The organism is Mucilaginibacter sp. KACC 22063 (genome assembly GCF_028736115.1).
Lineage (GTDB): Bacteria > Bacteroidota > Bacteroidia > Sphingobacteriales > Sphingobacteriaceae > Mucilaginibacter.
Map to the genome: position 1 here is coordinate 1,270,454 of NZ_CP117877.1, position 20,656 is coordinate 1,291,109.

19 protein-coding genes are annotated in these 20,656 nt (G+C 43.0%); 17 read left to right on the forward strand and 2 right to left on the reverse strand.

Annotated elements, in window-relative coordinates; genetic code table 11:
• Positions 1-161: 161 nt before the first annotated feature.
• From PQ461_RS05655 to PQ461_RS05665, 3 genes are all read left to right on the forward strand, one after another.
• Entirely contained in the window at positions 162-1,352 is a 1,191-nt protein-coding gene (locus PQ461_RS05655; protein WP_274302392.1) for a phosphoglycerate kinase, read from the forward strand.
• Positions 1,353-1,418: 66 nt separating this feature from the next.
• Positions 1,419-1,847, forward strand: coding sequence for a GNAT family N-acetyltransferase (locus PQ461_RS05660; protein WP_274302393.1), 429 nt, complete (start codon positions 1,419-1,421; stop codon positions 1,845-1,847).
• A 39-nt stretch (positions 1,848-1,886) separates the two neighbouring features.
• The gene (locus PQ461_RS05665; protein WP_274302394.1) at positions 1,887-2,183 is read left to right on the forward strand and encodes a hypothetical protein; all 297 of its coding nucleotides are present in this window, start codon (positions 1,887-1,889) and stop codon (positions 2,181-2,183) included.
• A gap of 91 nt (positions 2,184-2,274) precedes the next feature.
• Here PQ461_RS05665 and PQ461_RS05670 read toward each other — a convergent pair whose 3' ends face one another.
• Entirely contained in the window at positions 2,275-2,703 is a 429-nt protein-coding gene (locus tag PQ461_RS05670; RefSeq protein WP_274302395.1) for a hypothetical protein, read from the reverse strand.
• Between the two features lie 242 nt (positions 2,704-2,945).
• Here PQ461_RS05670 and PQ461_RS05675 point away from each other — a divergent pair, with 242 nt between their 5' ends.
• Together PQ461_RS05675 and PQ461_RS05680 are read left to right on the forward strand one after the other, a co-directional pair.
• On the forward strand, positions 2,946-4,808 hold the full coding sequence (locus PQ461_RS05675) for a CocE/NonD family hydrolase (protein WP_274302396.1): 1,863 nt from the start codon (positions 2,946-2,948) through the stop codon (positions 4,806-4,808).
• A gap of 96 nt (positions 4,809-4,904) precedes the next feature.
• Complete coding sequence (locus PQ461_RS05680; protein ID WP_274302397.1) at positions 4,905-5,531, forward strand: outer membrane beta-barrel protein; 627 nt, start codon at positions 4,905-4,907, stop codon at positions 5,529-5,531.
• Here the strand turns inward: PQ461_RS05680 and PQ461_RS05685 are convergent, their stop codons facing one another.
• On the reverse strand, positions 5,532-6,170 hold the full coding sequence (locus PQ461_RS05685; protein WP_274302398.1) for a YceH family protein: 639 nt from the start codon (positions 6,168-6,170) through the stop codon (positions 5,532-5,534).
• Between the two features lie 341 nt (positions 6,171-6,511).
• Here PQ461_RS05685 and mraZ point away from each other — a divergent pair, with 341 nt between their 5' ends.
• From mraZ to ftsA, 12 genes are all read left to right on the forward strand, one after another.
• Positions 6,512-6,976, forward strand: coding sequence for a division/cell wall cluster transcriptional repressor MraZ (gene mraZ / locus PQ461_RS05690; RefSeq protein ID WP_274302399.1), 465 nt, complete (start codon positions 6,512-6,514; stop codon positions 6,974-6,976).
• The gene (gene rsmH / locus PQ461_RS05695) at positions 6,969-7,874 is read left to right on the forward strand and encodes a 16S rRNA (cytosine(1402)-N(4))-methyltransferase RsmH (RefSeq protein ID WP_274302400.1); all 906 of its coding nucleotides are present in this window, start codon (positions 6,969-6,971) and stop codon (positions 7,872-7,874) included. Before mraZ ends, rsmH begins: the two co-directional genes overlap by 8 nt.
• Positions 7,871-8,305 (forward strand): FtsL-like putative cell division protein, encoded by a 435-nt coding sequence (locus PQ461_RS05700; protein WP_274302401.1) that lies wholly within the window; start codon positions 7,871-7,873, stop codon positions 8,303-8,305. The genes rsmH and PQ461_RS05700 overlap by 4 nt, the downstream gene beginning before the upstream one ends.
• The gene (locus tag PQ461_RS05705; RefSeq protein WP_274302402.1) at positions 8,302-10,401 is read left to right on the forward strand and encodes a penicillin-binding protein; all 2,100 of its coding nucleotides are present in this window, start codon (positions 8,302-8,304) and stop codon (positions 10,399-10,401) included. Before PQ461_RS05700 ends, PQ461_RS05705 begins: the two co-directional genes overlap by 4 nt.
• Positions 10,398-11,861: a UDP-N-acetylmuramoyl-L-alanyl-D-glutamate--2,6-diaminopimelate ligase gene (locus PQ461_RS05710; protein WP_274302403.1), complete on the forward strand. Its 1,464-nt coding sequence runs from the start codon at positions 10,398-10,400 to the stop codon at positions 11,859-11,861. Before PQ461_RS05705 ends, PQ461_RS05710 begins: the two co-directional genes overlap by 4 nt.
• A 24-nt stretch (positions 11,862-11,885) precedes the next feature.
• Positions 11,886-13,127: a phospho-N-acetylmuramoyl-pentapeptide-transferase gene (mraY, locus tag PQ461_RS05715; RefSeq protein WP_274302404.1), complete on the forward strand. Its 1,242-nt coding sequence runs from the start codon at positions 11,886-11,888 to the stop codon at positions 13,125-13,127.
• 81 nt (positions 13,128-13,208) lie between these two features.
• Positions 13,209-14,597 (forward strand): UDP-N-acetylmuramoyl-L-alanine--D-glutamate ligase, encoded by a 1,389-nt coding sequence (gene murD, locus PQ461_RS05720; protein WP_274302405.1) that lies wholly within the window; start codon positions 13,209-13,211, stop codon positions 14,595-14,597.
• Between the two features lie 136 nt (positions 14,598-14,733).
• The gene (locus PQ461_RS05725) at positions 14,734-15,894 is read left to right on the forward strand and encodes an FtsW/RodA/SpoVE family cell cycle protein (protein ID WP_274302406.1); all 1,161 of its coding nucleotides are present in this window, start codon (positions 14,734-14,736) and stop codon (positions 15,892-15,894) included.
• A 53-nt stretch (positions 15,895-15,947) separates the two neighbouring features.
• Positions 15,948-17,051 carry an undecaprenyldiphospho-muramoylpentapeptide beta-N-acetylglucosaminyltransferase gene (murG, locus tag PQ461_RS05730; protein WP_274302407.1) on the forward strand — a complete coding sequence of 368 codons (1,104 nt, stop codon included), beginning with the start codon at positions 15,948-15,950 and terminating at the stop codon, positions 17,049-17,051.
• A 3-nt stretch (positions 17,052-17,054) separates the two neighbouring features.
• Positions 17,055-18,410 carry a UDP-N-acetylmuramate--L-alanine ligase gene (gene murC, locus PQ461_RS05735; RefSeq protein WP_274302408.1) on the forward strand — a complete coding sequence of 452 codons (1,356 nt, stop codon included), beginning with the start codon at positions 17,055-17,057 and terminating at the stop codon, positions 18,408-18,410.
• Positions 18,403-19,263, forward strand: a complete 861-nt coding sequence (locus tag PQ461_RS05740) for a cell division protein FtsQ/DivIB (protein WP_274302409.1) — start codon at positions 18,403-18,405, stop codon at positions 19,261-19,263. Before murC ends, PQ461_RS05740 begins: the two co-directional genes overlap by 8 nt.
• Positions 19,264-19,265: 2 nt before the next feature.
• Positions 19,266-20,615: a cell division protein FtsA gene (gene ftsA, locus PQ461_RS05745; RefSeq protein ID WP_274302410.1), complete on the forward strand. Its 1,350-nt coding sequence runs from the start codon at positions 19,266-19,268 to the stop codon at positions 20,613-20,615.
• The last annotated feature ends 41 nt before the right edge of the window (positions 20,616-20,656 follow it).

The window sequence follows — 20,656 nt, forward strand, 5'->3', positions numbered from 1 at the left end:
ATTGCTTCTCAACTGTTCGCGGATCGCAATAACGATACTCCTTTGGTTCAAGCAAAAGATACGTTTCAATAATTTCTCAAACACCTTTTTTAAATATCCGTTTCTGTTTCAGAATTAATTTGCCAGATTTGGAACCGAATACTGACGCTACAAAAATCGACATGAAAACAATAGATCAAGTAAACTTCCAGGGTAAAAAAGCCCTTATCCGTGTTGACTTTAATGTTCCTCTTGATGAGAACTTTAAAATTACGGACGATAACCGTATGACGGCTGCATTGCCTACTATTCAGAAAATTTTGAAAGAAGGTGGCGCTGTTATCCTGATGTCGCACCTGGGCAGGCCAAAAGATGGCCCTACCGAGAAGTACTCGCTTAAACACCTGGTGCCTCATCTGTCTGACCTGTTGGGCCAGCAAGTAGAGTTTGCCAATGATTGCATTGGCGACGAAGCGGTTGAAAAAGCCAAAGCGCTTAAACCAGGCGAGGTTCTATTGTTAGAGAACCTGCGTTTTTATAAAGAAGAAGAAAAAGGCGATAAAGACTTTGCTGAGAAATTAGCGCGTCTTGGTGATGTATACGTGAACGATGCTTTCGGCACCGCGCACCGTGCACACGCTTCAACTGCTGTTATTGCACAGTTTTTCCCTGAAGGTAAATACTTTGGTTACCTGATGGCAGCTGAGTTAGACAATGCCGAAAAAATATTAAACGGCGCTACTAAACCTTTCACGGCTATTATGGGCGGTGCCAAGGTATCAGACAAAATTCAGCTGATTGAACGTTTATTAGAGAAGGTTGATAACCTGATCATTGGTGGTGGTATGGCTTATACCTTTGCTAAAGCACAAGGCGGTAACATTGGTAAATCTTTGTTAGAAGCCGATAAGCAGGAACTAGCTTTAAGCTTAATTGAAAAGGCAAAAGCTAAAGGTGTAAACCTGTTGTTACCAACCGATACCGTTATTGCCGATGATTTCTCTAACAATGCAAACAAGAAAGTGTCATCAACCAAAGAAATTCCTGATGATTGGGAAGGCCTTGATATTGGCCCTGAAACTGTAAAGGCTTTCAGCAAAGTGATTGAAGAATCAAAGACTGTACTTTGGAATGGCCCAATGGGTGTGTTCGAGATGGAGAGCTTTGATAAAGGCACTAAAGCAGTTGCCGATGCAGTTGTTAAAGCAACGCAAAACGGAGCCTTTACCCTTATCGGTGGTGGCGACTCTGCTGCTGCGGTAGCTAAATTCGGTTTAACCAACGAAGTAAGCTACGTATCAACCGGTGGTGGTGCTTTGCTTGAATATATGGAAGGCAAAGAATTACCAGGCGTTAAAGCCATTAATGAATAAGCTTAAATTTTACTTTAATACTTGAAGGCTTCGGGATACCGAAGCCTTTTTTGTTAATTGAACGATATGTCAGAAATATTGATTCGTAAATTCAGGAAAACGGACATAGAAGAACTAAGAAATCTTTACCTTTCTGTAAGAAAGGATACATTTAGTTGGATGGATACTGATGCATTTACAATTGCTGACTTTGTTAAAGATACACGTGATGAAGATATTTGGGTTGCCGAGATTGAGGGTGCAATAGCCGGATTTATAAGCGTTTGGTTGCCGGATAGTTTTGTACATCATTTATATATTTATAAGCAATATCAGGGCAAAGGAATAGGTAGGGCTTTATTGAAAGAAGCCGAAAGCAATACTGCTGCTCCACTTACATTGAAATGCCTTGCAAAAAATGTAGATGCTTTTGAGTTTTACATCAAATTAGGTTGGTATATAGAAGCTAAAGAAGCTGATGAAGCAGGCGACTATTATTTAATGAGCAAAGTATAAGATTTAATGTTTTTAAATTCGGTAAGATACAGAAGGATTATGCTGGGAATATTCCTGTTGTTTTTGGGAATATTTACATGGCATAATTATATAAATAACAAGGCTGCTGATATTGAAAACCTGTCAAACTCATTCAACGGTATCGTTCAAAAAGTAGAATATAATGTGAAGGGGATGCCGTCTGTCATGGTGCATGATAAGCAGTACCATTTGATTGGCGGATATAATTTTGAATATAAAATATCTAAAGGCGACTCCCTCATTAAGCGTAAAAATTCTACAGTTTACAAGCTGATTAAAAAAGGGACTGATAGTGTGTTCTTATTTGAGAATTAGCTTTGTCATTTCTTGGCAGAGAAAGCTAAGCATAGCTAAAAGCAAAAGAGACTACACCAGGCAGCCTCTTTTAATATGAATTAATGAGAACTTATTTATTTACTGGGCAGTTGCGGCATGTGGTTGCCGTAGATGCCATACTCAGGTAATAGATTGTGCCACCACTATTAACCTGCACATAAATTGTAAAAGATCCTGTTCCGCTGATCTGAAAGGTTGCTTCCGGGCCACTTGAACTAATTAATGTAACAAACGGTTGATTAGAGCTCCATGCCGAATAAGTAGAACCCGGGGCTGCACCATCAACGCTATATGTGTAGGCTTGCCCATTATAAACTGTTGATGAACCTACAAGGTAAGGTGTATAAGTAGGAAGCTTTAGTGCAACCTTGTTTTCAGTTTGAGGCTGTGCCACAGTTGCAGTTACATCGCAGTTTAAGCCATCTGTTTTGTTTGAGGTTTGGGCAAAAGCCGATAAGCAGCATAGGCAAATGCTACATAAAAGTGCAGTTTTTTTCATGATAATAAAATTTAGTTATCACAATATAAGACTTGGTTTTTCTTTTTAGAAACAACTGATAATTAATGTTATATCGATAATTATTAGCTTTAAAATGACTTTTTTTTCAGCTATAAATCCATTGTATTTTAAAAGATTATAATTTATTTTCGCTTGCGATTGCATTGCGTGCTTAAAACATTACGGCAATTGCATCGTCACTCAACTTTCTTCTTTTACTATTTTAGTATATCAAATAACTTATGCATAAAATTTTTACGCTTTGCCTGCTGCTGGTTGCAGCGGCTACTTTTGCACAGCAACCCGGTAATGATGCCGAGTATGTAAAGCAAAATTATACCAAGTACGAGTACCAGATCCCGATGCGCGACGGTAAAAAGCTGTTCACCTCGGTATATGTACCTAAAGACCAGTCGAAAAAGTACCCCATCATGATGGACCGTACCTGCTATAGCGTAGCACCGTATGGTACGGATAAGTACAAAGGCGGCCTTGGCCCGTCATCTCTGTTCCTGCATGATGGTTACATCTTTGTTTACCAGGATGTGCGCGGCCGCTGGATGAGCGAGGGTATCTATCAGGAGATGACACCTGAACTGGAAGTTCATAAAACCAATAAGGACATAGACGAGGGGACTGATACTTATGATACCATCGACTGGCTGATCAAAAACATTCCGAATAATAACGGTAAGGTAGGCGTGTGGGGAATCTCATATCCCGGTTTTTATACCACCACCGCTTTGTTAAGCCGCCACCCTGCGCTGGTTGCAGCTTCGCCGCAGGCACCAATTGCTGATCTTTGGCGCGATGACGGCTGGCATAACGGCGCTTTCTTCCTGGTAGCCAACTTTGGTTTTTACCCTGGCTTTACCAACCGCCAGGATGATAAGCCTACGCAACGCCGTGCACGCGGCTTTGACAGCGGCACCGAGGATGGATACGAGTTTTTTATGCGCATGGGCCCAACCCGCAATACCAATGATAAATATTACAAGGATACCATCCGCTTGTGGAACGAGATGCTGGATCACCCGGATTACGACCAGCACTGGAAAGACCGCAACGTACTGCCACACCTGCATGATATTAAAACAGCAGTATTGGTAACCGGCGGCTGGTACGATGCCGAAGATCTGTACGGCGCTATTAATACCTACAAAACTTTGGTCCAAAAGAACCCCGCTACGCCGGTATATTTTGCTATGGGGCCGTGGGTGCATGGGGGCTGGTCACGTGGCGACGGTGATCATTTAGGCGATGTAGACTTTGGTGCCCCAACTGGACCTTATTACCGCGAGAAGATTGAATTTGCCTTTTTTAGTCATTACCTAAAAGGTACCGATTTGAATATCGCCAAGGTAAATACATTTGAAACCGGCGTTAACCAGTGGAAAACCTACAAAACATGGCCGCCAAAAGAGGCAGAAGATAAAAATCTGTACTTGCTGTCAAACGGAAAGCTTTCTTTTGCCGCCCCGTCTGCTACAACTAACAGTTACGAGGAGTTTATATCTGATCCGTGGCATCCGGTGCCGTTTATAAATGGCATTGATATGGATATGAAGCGTGAGTATATGACCGGCGACCAGCGTTTTGCAGCCCGTCGCCCTGATGTGCTTACCTGGCAAACCGATACCCTTGCAAATGATGTAACCATTGCGGGTAACATCTGGGCAAACCTTAAAGTAGCTACCACCGGCACAGATGCCGATTGGGTGGTAAAGGTGATCGACGTTTATCCCGACTCTGCAAAGAATAATAAATGGACCGGCAAGGATGTATATATGTCGGGCTATCAGCAAATGGTGCGCAGCGAAAGTATGCGTGGCAAATACCGCAACAATACCGGGCATCCTGAACCATTTGTGCCGGGTAAAGTTGCTCCGGTAAACTTTGAGTTGCAAGACGTTTTGCACACCTTTAAAAAAGGACACCGCATTATGGTGCAGGTGCAAAGTACCTGGTTTCCCCTTATTGACCGTAACCCTCAAAAATTTGTGGATATCATGAAAGCGACCGAGAAGGATTTTCAGAAAGCAACACACCGGGTTTATACATCAAAGCAAAACCCAAGCTTTTTAAAAGTACGTGTAATGCAATAAGGTATTATACATATAATTTATAGAAAGTGGCCGGCATTGTTTGACAATGCCGGCCACTTTTTTATTTTTACAGTAAACTATTTGATAAACCTTATTGTGAAAAAGATTCTATTAGCAGCAGGGCTGCTTACTACACTAACATCTGCCGTAAAGGCGCAATCTGAAAATTACAGGGCGTTTAAAGTTGATTTTGGAGCTGGTTATGCATCACCTCAGGGTTCTTCTGATGGTGGCATGAAGGGCGGCGTGTCATTTACCTTGCAGCCACATTACCGATTGTCTGATGCATTAGCTGTAGGTTTGCGTTTGGAGGGTGCAGTTTTGGGCCGTGCGCAGCTTGTACAGTTTTTTGACGCGCCATACCTGGAAACCGTTTATAGTGTCACCAGCTCTTATATACTTACCGGCGAGTATTATTTAACTGACTCATTTATAAGGCCCTTTGTTGGCATGGGAGTGGGTGCTTTCACACAGGCATCTGTACATTACGAAAGTGATATTGATACTTATGCCTATACCGTTCCATCAAAAACCAAGTTTGGTGTAGTGCCCGAAGCAGGGGTAGAAATAGGGCATTTCCGCTTATCTGCAGATTATAATATCCTGCCACAAAAAACAGGATATCTGGGTATTAAAGCGGGATTTTTCTTTGGTGGCGGTAGTAGGTCTAACGCCTATGGAATGTATCACCGCCGCAGGCGTTCAGAAAACTGGGGTGGTTAATTATTGTAGTAAATCCTTTAGCGCCTCTTTTAGGGCAGCTAACTCTTCTTCAAGTTTAGTAACACGTGCTTCCAATTCGGAGTTTGATCTTCCGGCTGGCGCTGATGTTTCTATAATATCATCTTCAGGGATCTCAAGTGTTTCGCCTAACAGGTGCATGTAACGTTGCTCTTTTTGCCCTGCGCGCTTTGGCAATAGCGTAAGGTAAGGCATGTCGCCGCTGCTAAGTTTCTCTAAAATTTCCTGCACTTCATCCAGCGATTCAAATTCCCACAATCTGCCCGAATTGGTATTGATCTCGCCTGGCGTTTGAGGTCCGCGAAGCAGGAGCAGGCAAATAATGGCTACCTCGCTTGGTATAACCGGGAAAACAATGGCAAAGTTGTGTTTGTATTTTACCACACGACTGCTGCCGCCCGTTGCTGTAGAAATTAAGCCCTTCTTTTTTAGCGAGTCGAGCGCTTTAATTACGGTGTCATCATCGTAATCAACAACTGGCCTGCGTGATGACTTTTGGTTGCATGCGGCTACTAATCCATTCAGGGTCATGGGGTAGTAATCAGGAGTAGTGCGGCTTTTCTCCATCAATGAACCTAATACACGTATTTCTTCGTTGCTTAATTTGGGTAGACTATCCATATTCAATAGTAAATTGTAGCTAAGTAAGCACATTGAATCCTTAACAGCAAAAAAATCTGATCACCTTAAAGTGCCTGCATCGGTGACTTGTATTTGTAGTGGGAACTGCCAGTTTTTATCAAGCTTTTAAGCTTCTCAAAATGGTAAGATTTTATAAACTAATGTTTAATTTATTTAACTCATAAAATACAAGTAATTAGGCGCTTACAACTAATGGAGTTGCTATGTGACCGGTATATTTTGTAAAGGTTAAAATTGTTGAAAACTTTTAGTGGGAGAAAGTGGTATAAAGTGGAGAATGTCTCTTACTTTTACATTAGAATTTTACCAAAACTCTGTAGATGTCCCACTTTTTAGGTGAATTTGAGTGTAAGCTGGATGCCAAAGGACGATTATCGATCCCTTCAGGCCTCAAGCGTCAGCTTCCAGAAGCTGAGCGTGAGGGGCTTGTGATCAATCGTGGCTTTGAAAAACATCTGGTTATTTATACCCGGAAAGAGTGGGATACGATAGTTACAGACCTGAGCAAGCTAAATCAGTACGAAAAAAGAACCCGCGAATTTATAAGATATTTTACCCGCGGCGCAACTGAATTATCAGTTGATGCAGCAGGTAGGGTTTTGCTGCCAAAATCTTTGCTGGAATATGCAGGTATCGGTGCTGATGTAGTGCTGGCTTGTCAATTCAACAAAATTGAGGTTTGGGATCAGAAAGCTTATGATGCGCAGATGGATAGCGAGCCTGAAAACTTTGCAAACCTTGCTGAAGAAGTAATGGGCGGCGCAGGAAGGAGGAGCGATGTCTGAAACTTACCATGTTCCGGTAATGCTGAAAGAATGTATTGAGGGTTTAGCTATTAAACCTGATGGTACTTATGTAGACGTTACTTTTGGCGGAGGTGGCCACTCGCGCGAAATTATGAAGCACCTGGGCGAGAACGGCCGGTTGATTGCTTTTGACCAGGATGTTGATTCGCAAAGAAATTTGATCGACGATGAGCGTTTTACCTTTGTTGATCAAAACTTCCGTTACCTTAAAAATTTCTGCCGTTTGCATGGCGCCGTTCCTGTTGATGGTATCCTGGCTGATCTGGGTGTATCGTCACATCAGTTTGATGAGGCCGACCGTGGTTTTTCCATTCGCTTTGATGCCGAACTGGATATGCGCATGAACCAGTCTGGCAGCCTTACAGCTAAAGAGGTCGTTAATAATTACAGTGAGGCTGATTTGCACAGGATCTTCGGTATTTACGGAGAAATTCAGAATGCTAAATCGTTGGCTAAAACCATTGCTACCGCAAGGTTGAATGGTTCTATCAATACTATCGCCGATCTTAAAAACACCATCTCTTCACTTATTCCGCGTGGTAAGGAGAATAAATACCTGGCCCAGGTTTTTCAGGCTTTGCGTATCGAGGTAAACCAGGAACTGGAAGTGCTGAAGGATTTTCTGATGCAAAGCGCAGATGTGCTGGCTACAGGAGGTAGGTTGGTGGTAATGTCCTATCATTCGCTTGAAGACCGGTTGGTAAAAAACTTCATCGCTAAAGGAAAATTCAGCGGTGAGTTAGAGAAAGATATTTACGGCAATGATAATCGCCCGTTTGATGCGGTTAGCCGCGGCGCTGTTACAGCGTCGGAAGATGAAATAAAATTAAATAACAGGGCACGCAGTGCGAAACTTAGAATAGCTGTAAAAAAATGAACAGGTTGCTTACAGATATCGAAGAAGAAGTTGCAGAGCCAGAAGTTGCTGTTGCAGAAAAGCCATCTAAAAAGATAGCGCAGGAAAAAGCGGGTGTAAATGTAGCGCATGATAATGTGTTTACTGCTTTTTTGAAAAAGGGTTTTATCTCGTCTGAGGATGCTACCCGTGCATTGCCTTTTATTTTATACCTGTCATTGTTGGGGATGATCTACATCGCCAACAGGCACATTACAGAAAAAAACATACGCGATATAGATAAGATCAGTAAAGAGGTGAAGGAGTTGAGTTGGGATTATAAAAGTACAAAAGCTGATCTGGCGTTTAAAAGTACACTTACTGAGGTGGCAAAACGTGCTGATACGCTTGGCGTAAAGGTATCAGTTGATCCGCCGCAAAAACTGGTAGTTAAAGAGGAGGGCGACAAATGAGTATCCGGACTAACATCCTGATGCGGGTTTACCTCGCTTTCGGCTTAATCCTGCTGTTTGCGCTGGCTGTAGTGATACAGCTTTTTCGCGTTCAGTTTGTACAGGGCGATAAATGGCGCGCTATGGCGCAAAGTATGTCTACCAGGTACATGAATGTGGAAGCTGCAAGGGGAAATATCTTTTCAGTAGACGGCAGTTTGCTGGCTACTTCTGTGCCTGAATACGAGTTGCACATGGATATGCTGGCAGGTGGCATTGCCGATGATAAAGTATTTTATTCGAAGGTTGATTCACTGGCTTTAAAACTGTCGCAGCTCTTCGGCGACCGTTCTGCAAAAGATTATTCTCGCATGCTGCGTGATGCCCGTCGTGATAGCTCACGTTATGAATTGCTTCGCCGTAAAGTAACCTACCAGGAGTTAAAGAAGATCCGCCAGTTCCCGATTTTCAATTTGGGTAAATACAAAGGTGGCTTAGTGGTGGTGCAAAAGAACAGACGTATTCTGCCGTTTCGCGAATTAGCTGCCCGTACAATTGGTTATAAAAACGAGAACGTTAAAAATGGTGTAGGGCTTGAAGGTGCTTACACCGATTACATTAACGGGGAGAATGGTAAGCGATTAATGCAGCGTATTACAGGCGGTGTTTGGATGCCTGTAAATTCTGAAGAAGAAATTTCGCCTAAAGATGGAGCGGATATAATTTCGACTATCGATGTAAACTTTCAGGATGTGGCGCAAACCGCACTTGAGCAACAGCTGATTAAAAGCGATGCTGATCACGGTTGTGTGATACTAATGGAAGTTGCTACCGGCGAGGTAAGGGCAGTTGCTAATTACACTAAAGTTGGGCCGGGCCAATACAAAGAGCAATTCAACTATGCTATTGCAGGTAACCAGGATCCGGGTTCTACCTTCAAGCTGGCATCATACATGGCGCTTTTAGAAGATCATAAAGTGGATACCAACATGCGTGTTAACACTGGTACTTATAAAATTCCGGGTAAGGTCATTACAGATTCGCACGGAAGTATTGGTGTGGTATCAGTTAAAAAAGCGTTTGAGGAGTCTTCAAATGCAGCGGTTGCTTACCTGGTTAATCAGGCTTATCATGATAATCAGTCGCAGTTTACAGATCACCTGTATGAATGGCACCTGAATGAAAAACTTGGCTTACAAATACCGGGTGAAGCGCAACCTGTAGTAAAGAATCCTAGTAACCGCAGCTGGAATAAAAACATGACACTGCCGCAAATGGCTTACGGTTATGAAATGCAGCTTACCCCATTAAAAATGCTGTCGCTTTATAACGCAGTAGCCAACAACGGTAAATATGTTGCCCCAATATTTGTTCGCGAGATCAGAAGGCTGGGCAATACCATTGAGCAGTTCCATGCACGAGTTATTAACGAGAAAATATGTTCTGACGTTACTCTGAAAAAAATGCAGGAAATGCTGGAAGGTGTTGTAACCGAAGGAACAGGTAAAAATATCATCCGCAACCCGTTATACCGTATTGCCGGTAAATCTGGTACTGCGCAGGTAGCTGATGCTAACCGTGGTTACCGTGCCAAAAGGCAATACCAGGCTTCTTTCTGCGGGTACTTCCCTGCGGATAAGCCTAAGTATTCATTGATAGTGGTAATTAATGATCCAAAGAACGGCTATTACGGTGCAGCGGTAGCTGGCCCGCCATTCCGCCAAATTGCAGATCGTGTGTATGCGAGCGATATGGAGCTTAACCAGCAGCCGCAATTGCAGTATGCAAGTAATACCAGTACTGCGGTATACAAAACTGGCAATTCAAAAGCTTTAGCGCAGGTAAACGGAAAACTTGGTGTTAAAAGCAGCCATCCGGCAATGGATAGTGCGTCATCAGATATTATTGCCGATACCGGCGACATGCCGCGCCAGGCCAAGAAAAAAATAGTTTCTGTGCCTTCTGTAACAGGTATGGATTTAAGCGACGCTTTGTACGCATTAGGTAACGCAGGTTATAAAGTAGCTGTAAGAGGAAGTGGTTTAGTGAAAAGGCAATCGGTTACTGGTGGAAGTATAATCCCGAAAGGATCGAAAATAACAATTGAACTGGAATGAGAAATCTGAGCGATATAATTGAAGGTGTAGCATTCACCGAATTGCAGGGCGCAGCCGATGTTGAGATTACCAACATCACTGCCGATTCGCGCCAGGTAGTTCCGGGTTCGTTGTTTGTTGCTGTAAAAGGTACTTTAACAGACGGCCACAACTATATTGATAAAGCTATTGCAAGCGGAGCTGTTGCCATTGTATGCGAAGATTTACCTGCACATACCGCAACTGAAGTTGACTTTATAATGGTTGCAGACTCTGCTGCGGCATTAGGTAAGCTGGCATCAAATTTTTACGATCGGCCTTCGGCTAAATTAAAGCTGGTAGGTGTTACAGGTACCAATGGTAAAACTACTGTTGCTACATTGTTATACAAGCTATTTATCGACTTGGGTTATAAATGCGGTTTGCTTTCAACTGTCGAAAATCAGATTAATGGTAAAGTAGTGCCGTCAACACATACCACACCTGACCCGGTTAGCTTAAACGAGTTACTGGATGAAATGGTAGCCCAAGGCTGCGACTATTGTTTTATGGAAGTAAGCTCACATGCTGTTGCGCAGCACCGTATTTCGGGCTTAGAGTTTACAGGTGGGATTTTTACCAACCTTACCCATGACCATTTAGACTATCATAAAACCTTTGAGAATTACCTGAAAGCTAAAAAAGCCTTCTTTGATGGTTTGCCTAAAAGTGCTTTTGCGTTAACCAACGCTGATGATAAAAACGGTATGGTGATGTTGCAGAACACTAAAGCGCATAAAAAGACCTATGGCTTAAAAACTATGGCTGATTTTAGGGTGAAGGTGATTGAAAATCAATTCGACGGCCTGCACCTGATGGTTGATAACGAAGAGGTGTGGTTTAAGCTGGTAGGTAGTTTCAATGCATATAATCTGTCGGCAGTTTATGGTGCTGCGATGCTGCTTGAGCAGGACAAAGCCCGTACGCTGACCAGTTTAAGTAAGCTGACCGGTGCCGAAGGCCGCTTTGATTATGTGATATCGCCTAACCGCATTATTGGTATTGTTGATTACGCACACACACCGGATGCAGTAGAGAATGTATTGAGCACCATCCATGATATCCGTAAAGGTAACGAGCAGGTGATCACTGTAATAGGTTGTGGCGGCGACAGGGACAAAACCAAACGCCCTGAAATGGCTAAAGCAGCTTGCGATGGCAGCGATAAAGTAATCCTGACATCGGATAATCCAAGGTCTGAAGATCCGGCTGAGATTATCAAGGATATGGAAGCAGGGGTAGACCCGTCAAGCAAGCGCAAAACGATTAGCATTGTCGACAGGCGCGAAGCCATCAAAACGGCTGTGCACCTGGCAAAACCAGGTGATATCATTTTGCTTGCAGGCAAGGGGCACGAAAAATACCAGGACATTAAAGGAGTGAAGACTCACTTCGATGATAAAGAAGAACTAGCGAACGCATTTAAAACATTAACTAATTAATAAATCACCGATAATCAACCGCCGATGCTATATTATTTATTTAGTTATTTAGATCGCAACTACAATATTCCGGGAGCCGGGGTGTTTCAGTATATCACTTTCCGTATGGCATTGGCGGTAATTACATCGCTTATCATCACAACGGTCTGGGGCCGCAGGCTTATTGATTACATCCGTTACCAACAGGTTGGTGAAACCATCCGTAACCTGGGTCTGGAAGGCCAGATGCAAAAACAAGGTACACCTACTATGGGTGGTATCATTATTTTGCTTGGGATTCTTATTCCGACTTTATTATTTGCAAAGCTGGATAACATCTATGTGATCCTGATGCTGATCACTACGGTTTGGTTAGGCGCAATCGGTTTCCTTGATGATTATATCAAAGTATTTAAAAAGAACAAAGAAGGTTTAGCCGGCAGGTTTAAAATTACCGGTCAGGTGGGTTTGGCACTTATTGTGGGCTATACCATGTACTTCAACAGCAACATCATCATTCGTCAGGAAGTAAAGTTGCCGGTAAAATATGATGTGCCTGTAGGTTTCCACATGAAAGGTAATACACCTGTTTATACACAGGATATTAAATCAACCAAAACTACTGTTCCATTTTATAAAAACAACGAGTTTGACTATGCCAAGGTGTTAAAGTTTATGGGTAAAGGTTACGAGCGTTATGCGCTGATCGTTTTCCTGGCTTTCACCATTTTCATCATCACTTTTATATCGAACGGAGCGAATATAACAGACGGTATAGACGGTTTGGCGACGGGTACATCCGCCATTATTGGCGCCACACTGGCCATTTTGGCCTATGTGTCGGGTAACACCATGATCGCCGACTACTTAAATATTATGTACATACCCAACTCTGGAGAGTTGGTGATATTTGCCGGAGCGTTTGTAGGGGCGTGCGTAGGCTTTTTGTGGTATAACTCATATCCGGCACAGGTTTTTATGGGTGATACAGGCAGTTTGGCTATAGGTGGTATCATAGCCGTGTTTGCCATCATGATTCGTAAAGAGCTGATGCTGCCCTTACTATGCGGTATTTTCCTGGTAGAAAATGCTTCGGTTATTTTACAGGTGTCGTGGTTTAAGTACACCAAAAAGCGGTTCGGCGAAGGCCGCAGGGTATTCCTGATGGCCCCGCTGCACCACCATTACCAAAAGAAGGGTTTTCACGAAGCCAAGATCGTTACAAGGTTCTGGATCATTTGTATCATCCTGGCCATAATAACGGTGATCACATTAAAATTAAGATAAGAAGAAGCTGAAAGAAGAAAGCGAAAGCGATAAAAATTTCCTCTCCTATGGAGAGGGTTAGGCTGAAACGAGCGAAATACAATGAACGAAAACAAAGACATATCTCTATCTCATCTTTCTCCATCAGGAGAGAAGGGGCGGCTTGTCATCCTTGGCGCAGGCGAAAGCGGTGTTGGGGCGGCATACCTTGCCCAACAGCAGGGGTATGATGTCTTTGTTTCGGATATGGGTGTTATTGCCGATAAATATAAAAGCCAGCTGCAGCAATGGGGTCTCAGCTTTGAAGAGCAACAGCATACCGAAAGCGCTATACTTAACGCAACCGAGGTAGTTAAAAGTCCGGGTATACCAGATAAAGCGCCTTTAGTTAAAAAACTGCGCGAGCAAGGTACCCCGGTAATTTCTGAGATAGAGTTTGCGGGCCGCTACACCAATGCAAAAATGATTTGCATTACCGGCTCAAATGGTAAAACCACTACCACAAGCCTTACTTATCATATCCTGAAAAATGCAGGACTGAATGTAGGCCTTGCAGGTAACATCGGTAAAAGCTTTGCTTACCAGGTAGCTACAGAAAAGTTTGATTACTACGTATTAGAGATCAGCAGCTTTATGCTTGATGATATGTACGAGTTTAAGGCCGACATTGCCGTGCTATTGAACATTACGCCAGATCATCTCGACCGTTACGATTACAAGCTTGAAAATTATGCGGCATCAAAGTTCCGCATTGTACAGAATCAAACCGCGGCAGACTATTTCATCTACTGCGCCGACGACCCGGAAACCATTAAAGGTATGCAGACCCGCAGCTTTGCTGCTCAAATGCTGCCATTTTCAATAGAAAAGAAAGTACAACCAGGCGCATACCTGGAAGAAGATAAACTGATCATCAACATCGAACAACAAGAACTATTTACTATGTCAATCAACGATCTGGCTTTGCAGGGAAAGCACAACACTTACAATTCTATGGCCTCGGGTATTGTGTCGAAGGTGCTGGAGTTACGTAATCAAACCATTCGCGAAAGCATGGGCGATTTCAAAAATATCGAACACAGGCTTGAGCAGGTGGGTAAAATCTCAGGAATCAACTTTATCAATGATTCCAAAGCCACCAACGTAAACTCAACCTGGTACGCCTTAGAGAGCATGCCTAAGGGTGTTGTCCTGATTTTGGGCGGCGTTGATAAGGGTAACGACTATTCGATGTTAAATGATCTGGTAAAGCAAAAGGTTAAAGCCATTGTATGCCTGGGTAAAGATAACGCCCGCATACACCAGGCTTTTGGCGACATGGTTCCTGAGATTGTTGATACGCAGTCGGCAGCAGAGGCGGTATGGGTATCATACCACCTGGCTAAAAAAGGTGATACAGTTTTATTATCTCCTGCTTGTGCTAGCTTCGATCTTTTTAAAAACTATGAAGAGCGCGGCGATCAGTTCAAGAAAGCTGTGATGGAACTATAAAACAGAATCAAGAATCAAGAAAAACCAAAAGTCATGCTGAACTTGTTTCAGCATCTCACAGTAAAAGCTGGTTCAGGATAAGGATTGAAAAATAGTAATTCCGATATATAATATCTGAATTTAGAAAATTAAAGTTATGGATAAGATATTAAGTAGAACAAAAGGCGACCGATGGATATGGCTCATCGTGATACTGCTTTCAGTAATATCCATGATGGCGGTTTACAGCTCTGCAGGTGCATTGGCCTACACTAAGCAGGTTGGCGTCGAGTCTATCTTGTTTAAGCACATGCTGATGATCTTTGGCGGTTTGGCCTTGATGTATATTTCGCATAAGCTCGACTACCGCTATTACGCAGGTATATCCAAATTGCTGATGGTAATTACCGTGCCGCTGCTGATGTTTACTTTGTTTTTTGGTTCTCATATCAACGGCGCAAGCCGCTGGATAGCCATTCCGGGTACTGGTTTGGGCTTCCAGACATCAGATTTGGCTAAGCTTGCATTGATCACTTACCTGGCTCGTTCATTATCGCGCAAACAAGAGAATATAAAAGATGTTAAACAGTCATTCATTCCAATTATGGGCGCTGTTTGCGTTGTATTTGCACTTATTGGTCCGGCAAACTTATCAACAGGGTTAATGCTGTTTGGCGTAAGTGTTTTGCTGCTCATTATTGGCCGTATCAGTGTAAAGCAGATTTCAATTGTATGTGTTGCGGGAGTAGTATTGCTGGCGTGCATGTTAACCTTTGGCCACAGAAAGGGAACACACTCATCACGTATGGAAGCCTTCTTACACCCCGAGCGTGTAGATCCTGATAAGTTGTTTCAGGGTAACCATGCTAAAATAGCTATCGCTACAGGTGGTATTTTCGGTAAAGGGCCTGGTAAAAGCACCGAGCGTAATTATTTGCCAGAGGCATTCTCTGATGAGATCTACGCCATCATTGTGGAAGAATATGGCTTGATAGGCGGCCTTGCCGTAATAGGCATTTATTTGTTTTTGTTGTATCGCTGTATCAAGATCGTTAACAAAGCGCCAAAAGCGTTTGGTGCATTACTCGCTGCCGGTTTAAGCTTCAGCTTAACTATACAGGCATTTGCAAACATGGCCGTAGCGGTTGGCTTAGGTCCGGTAACCGGTGTGCCGTTGCCATTGGTAAGTATGGGTGGTACATCTATATTATTTACAAGCGTTGCATTCGGTATTATACTCTCTGTAAGTAAGCATATAGACGAGAGCGAAGAAAATAAAAAAGTGGTGGTTGGCGAGATTGTGAACGTGGCGGCGTAATACTTAGATCAAAGAATAAGGACAAAAGATAAAAGCAACATAATTTAACATCTGTGAAATCAGCAAACAAAATAATCATCAGCGGCGGCGGTACAGGCGGGCATATTTTCCCGGCGGTATCTATTGCTAATGCATTGAAGCAAAATGATGCTGCAACGGAGCTTTTGTTTGTTGGTGCACAGGGCCGTATGGAAATGGAAAAAGTTCCGGCGGCAGGATATAAGATCATCGGCTTAAATATTCAGGGTATACAACGTAATTCTATCGTTAAAAACCTGATGCTGCCCTTTAAAATGGTTCAGAGCGTTTCAAAAGCGATGAAGATAATTAAAGAGTTTAAGCCTGATGTGGCTGTAGGAGTTGGTGGTTATGCCTCCGGTCCACTTTTATATGCGGCATGGCTAAAAGGCGTGCCGATTTTAATCCAGGAGCAAAACTCTTATGCAGGTGTCACCAACAAATCGTTAGGTAAACGCGCTAAAAAAATCTGCGTAGCATTTGATGGCATGGACAAGTTTTTCCCTGCCGATAAGATCATTAAAACAGGTAACCCTGTTCGCAAGGATGCGGTAGATATTGAAGGCAAGAGGTTAAAAGCGTTGGAGTTATTGAAGTTGTCGTCAGACAAAAAAACAATACTGGTAACGGGCGGCAGTTTAGGTGCGCGCACTTTAAATAATAGTGTTAAGGCAGGTTTGCAAAAGATCATTGATTCCGATGTGCAGCTGATCTGGCAAACAGGTAAGGTGTATTATCAAAACCTGATTAACGAGTTAGGCAAGGAATACCATCCTAACATCTTGATCACCGAGTTTTTAAACCGGATGGATTTGGCTTATGCCGCAGCAGATGTAATTATCTCGCGTGCGGGTGCCGGTACCATAGCCGAGCTTTGCATTGTTAAAAAGCCGGTTATACTGGTGCCATCGCCTAATGTGGCCGAAGACCATCAGACTAAAAACGCGCTGGCATTGGTACAGGAAAATGCAGCAATATTAGTGGCCGACCGTGATGCAGAAGCAAAACTGGTTAACCGTACGCTTGAATTATTGAAAGATAAAGACAAGCAAAAAACATTAAGTATCAACATTGGCAAACTTGCTTTGCCTAATGCAGATAAAGATATAGCAAACGAAGTTTTAAAGCTGATTAAATAAGCAATGAAGTTAAATAACATACAACGGGTTTACCTGGTGGGCATCGGCGGTATAGGCATGAGTGGCCTTGCCCGCTACTTTGCGCACCTGGGTTGCGCTGTGTATGGGTACGATAAAACTTCTACGCCGCTTACTACCGCACTTGAAAGTGAAGGTATGGCTATTGTTTACGAGGATGACAGCAAAAATGTTCCGGCTGATTTTCATTTTCCTGATGAGCATACACTCATCATCTGGACACCGGCCATTCCAAAAGATTCGTCGATCCTTAATTTTTTTATCAATAAAGGGTTTACGCTTTACAAACGTTCGCAGGTTTTGGGCATCATCAGCGAGGGCATGTATGCCATTGCCGTAGCCGGTACGCATGGTAAAACTACCACGTCAACAATGGTGGCACACATCCTGAAACATTCTGGTAAAGATTGCTCTGCATTTTTAGGAGGCATTGCATCTAACTATGATACCAATGTGTTGTATGGCAAAAATAATATCATGGTGGTTGAAGCCGACGAGTATGATCGTTCGTTTTTAACACTGCACCCTGATATTGCCATTGTTACTTCAATGGATGCCGACCATCTGGATATTTACGGCGACCATAGCCACCTTGCAGAATCATTCAGGTTGTTTGTTGGTCAGCTAAAGGCTAATGGTAAAGTGATTGCTAAAAAAGGTTTAGAGATTGAAAGTGACATTGCCTACAGCATTAATGAACAAGCCGATGCCTATGCCGAAAACTTACGGGTTGAAAAAGGGGAATTCTACTTCGACTTTAAAAATGCCGAAGTAAACATAGCTGATATTCATTTGGGTATACCGGGCATTCATAATGTGGAGAATGCTGTTGCTGCAATACAAGCTGCATTGTTAGTAGGTGTTGAACCCGAACAGATCAAAGCAGCGCTTACAGCATTCAAAGGAGTTAAACGCCGTTTCGAATACCTGGTGAAGAACGACGCGCATATTTACATTGATGATTATGCACATCACCCGGAAGAATTGCGGGCATGTATCTCATCAGTTAAACGTATTTACCCGGATAAAAAGCTGACCGTAGTTTTTCAGCCGCATTTGTTTACACGCACCCGCGACTTTGCCGATGGCTTTGCTGAGGTGTTAAGCATGGCCGATGAGTTGATCTTACTCGACATTTATCCGGCGCGCGAACTGCCGATAGAAGGAATTACATCAAAAATGTTACTGGATAGGGTTACCTCTGCCGGTAAAAAGTTATTAAGCAAAGCTGAAACGCTGGCAATAGTAAAACAAGAGAAGCCTGAATTGTTGCTAACCGTAGGTGCAGGAGATATAGATCAGTTGGTGGAACCTTTAAAACAGATATTAAGCTATGAATAGAAAAAAGCTATGGCGTAATATTCTGATAGGGGCTGCATGGGTGATCAGCCTTAGCGGTGTTGTGGTGTTAATGAGCTTTATCAGCTTTAAAAAGGAAACCATGGTATGTAAGGATGTAAAGATCTACATTCCGGGTAGCCAGTATTTTATAGATAAAGACGAGGTAGACAACATATTAGGGTTAAACAGCAATAACCTGATTGGGCGAAGAATTGCAAATATTAACCTTAACGACCTGGAAAGGAAACTGAAGGCTAACCCTTTTATAGAATATGCCAAAGTATATGCAGACATGGATGGTGTGATACAGGTAGAGATCAGCCAGCGGCAGCCGATTATGCGGGTGTTAAACCAGTTTGATCAGGACTTTTATATTGACGAACACGGTTTAAAGATACCGCTGTCTGCAAACTTTACCGCAAGGGTACTGGCCGCCAATGGGTATATTGAAGAGCCTTTTGGCAATAGGGTTGATACGCTGCATACGCAATTGGCAAGGGAAGTTTTTAAAACTGCTGATTTCATTACACATGACAGTTTGTGGAACGCACAGATTGCACAGATTTATGTTAATCAGCAGCACGAAATGGAGCTGATACCGCGTGTGGGCAACCACCGCATTTTATTAGGCAATGCAGATTCATTGCAAACCAAGTTCAGCAATTTGCTGGCATTTTATAAGCAGGCTATTCCGCGTGTGGGCTGGGATGCCTACCAGGTAATTAATATTAAATATGCCAACCAGGTAATTGGCGTAAAGAAAACAACTAAAGCGGATTCGGCAAAGGTGTCATCAGCACTAAAGGCCGATTCTATTAATAAAAGCATACAGGATACATCTCATACAAATTGAATATGGACAAAAGCTCAACACAAGAAAAAAGTTCACCTATTATCGTAGGGCTTGATATCGGTACAACAAAGATTTGTGCTATTGTTGGCCGTCGCAGTAAAAACGGGAAGATAGAGATTTTGGGCATTGGCAAGGCTGAGTCGGCGGGTGTTACACGCGGCATGGTTTCTAATATCGATAAAACAGTGCAGGGTATAACGCAGGCTGTTGAAATTGCGGGTGCACAATCAAATGTAGAGATCAGGGTGGTTAACGTTGGCATTGCAGGCCAGCACATTAAAAGTCTACAACATCGTGGTTTAATAACGCGCCGCGATCTTAACTCCGAAATCAGCCGTAAGGATATCGAAAAGCTGATCGAGGATATGTATAATCTGGTAATGCCTCCGGGTGAGGAAATTATTCACGTGTTGCCGCAAGAGTTTACGGTGGATAACGAGCCGGGCATTAAAGATCCTATTGGTATGGCAGGCGTACGCCTTGAGGCTAACTTCCATATTATTTCGGGCCAGGTTACGGCTATCAAAAACATTGTAAAATGCGTTAACAAGGCGCATCTGGAAAGCCAGGAATTGATACTTGAGCCATTGGCTTCTTCTGAATCGGTTTTGAGCGACGAGGAAAAAGAGGCAGGTGTGGTTCTGGTAGATATTGGTGGTGGTACTACCGATGTGGCCATCTTCCACGAAGGTATTATCCGTCATACAGCCGTTATTCCGTTTGGTGGTAACAGCGTTACAGAGGATATCCGCGAAGGCTGTTCAGTGATGCGCAACATTGCCGAGCAACTGAAAGTAAGGTTTGGATCTGCATTAGCCGACGAGAACAAAGAAAATGAGATTGTATGTGTGCCTGGTTTACGTGGACGCGACTCGAAAGAAATTTCAGTGAAAAACCTGGCGTATGTGATACAGGCCCGTATGGAAGAAATTATCGAGCATATTTATTATGAGATAAAATCTTCAGGTTATGAGAAAAAACTGATTGCAGGTATCGTGATCACCGGTGGTGGTGCACAATTGAAACACTTGCCTCAGCTTGTTGAGTATGTAACAGGTTTAGATTGCCGTGTAGGTTACCCTAACGAGCACCTTGCAAAAAATGAAGTACTGCCTAAAAACATATACGAGGAGCTGCAAAGCCCCACTTTTGCTACAGGTATTGGTTTGCTGATCAAGGGTATTCAGAAGAACGAATATGACAGTGTTCCGCAAAGCGCACCGGCACAGGCTAAGATCGAAAAGCAGAAATATACATCTGAAGAAAAGCGGTTTGGTTTGTTCGGGAAACTGATTGAAACCAGTAAGCGCTTTATTAAAGATGACATCAATGACGAAGATTTTCTAAAATAAATTAACAATTAATAAGTTTTCCACATTATTGACATTTGTTA

What these genes read in the sequence shown, in the direction of transcription:
- murD (WP_274302405.1), top strand. Translation starts at nt 13,209, where the DNA reads ATGAACGAAAACAAAGACATATCTCTATCTCATCTTTCTCCATCAGGA.
- PQ461_RS05655 (WP_274302392.1), top strand. Translation starts at nt 162, where the DNA reads ATGAAAACAATAGATCAAGTAAACTTCCAGGGTAAAAAAGCCCTTATC.
- mraY (WP_274302404.1), top strand. Translation starts at nt 11,886, where the DNA reads ATGCTATATTATTTATTTAGTTATTTAGATCGCAACTACAATATTCCG.
- PQ461_RS05710 (WP_274302403.1), top strand. Translation starts at nt 10,398, where the DNA reads ATGAGAAATCTGAGCGATATAATTGAAGGTGTAGCATTCACCGAATTG.
- PQ461_RS05685 (WP_274302398.1), bottom strand. Translation starts at nt 6,170, where the DNA reads ATGGATAGTCTACCCAAATTAAGCAACGAAGAAATACGTGTATTAGGT.
- PQ461_RS05660 (WP_274302393.1), top strand. Translation starts at nt 1,419, where the DNA reads ATGTCAGAAATATTGATTCGTAAATTCAGGAAAACGGACATAGAAGAA.
- ftsA (WP_274302410.1), top strand. Translation starts at nt 19,266, where the DNA reads ATGGACAAAAGCTCAACACAAGAAAAAAGTTCACCTATTATCGTAGGG.
- PQ461_RS05670 (WP_274302395.1), bottom strand. Translation starts at nt 2,703, where the DNA reads ATGAAAAAAACTGCACTTTTATGTAGCATTTGCCTATGCTGCTTATCG.
- PQ461_RS05700 (WP_274302401.1), top strand. Translation starts at nt 7,871, where the DNA reads ATGAACAGGTTGCTTACAGATATCGAAGAAGAAGTTGCAGAGCCAGAA.
- mraZ (WP_274302399.1), top strand. Translation starts at nt 6,512, where the DNA reads ATGTCCCACTTTTTAGGTGAATTTGAGTGTAAGCTGGATGCCAAAGGA.
- PQ461_RS05740 (WP_274302409.1), top strand. Translation starts at nt 18,403, where the DNA reads ATGAATAGAAAAAAGCTATGGCGTAATATTCTGATAGGGGCTGCATGG.
- PQ461_RS05725 (WP_274302406.1), top strand. Translation starts at nt 14,734, where the DNA reads ATGGATAAGATATTAAGTAGAACAAAAGGCGACCGATGGATATGGCTC.
- PQ461_RS05675 (WP_274302396.1), top strand. Translation starts at nt 2,946, where the DNA reads ATGCATAAAATTTTTACGCTTTGCCTGCTGCTGGTTGCAGCGGCTACT.
- PQ461_RS05705 (WP_274302402.1), top strand. Translation starts at nt 8,302, where the DNA reads ATGAGTATCCGGACTAACATCCTGATGCGGGTTTACCTCGCTTTCGGC.
- rsmH (WP_274302400.1), top strand. Translation starts at nt 6,969, where the DNA reads ATGTCTGAAACTTACCATGTTCCGGTAATGCTGAAAGAATGTATTGAG.
- PQ461_RS05665 (WP_274302394.1), top strand. Translation starts at nt 1,887, where the DNA reads ATGCTGGGAATATTCCTGTTGTTTTTGGGAATATTTACATGGCATAAT.
- murC (WP_274302408.1), top strand. Translation starts at nt 17,055, where the DNA reads ATGAAGTTAAATAACATACAACGGGTTTACCTGGTGGGCATCGGCGGT.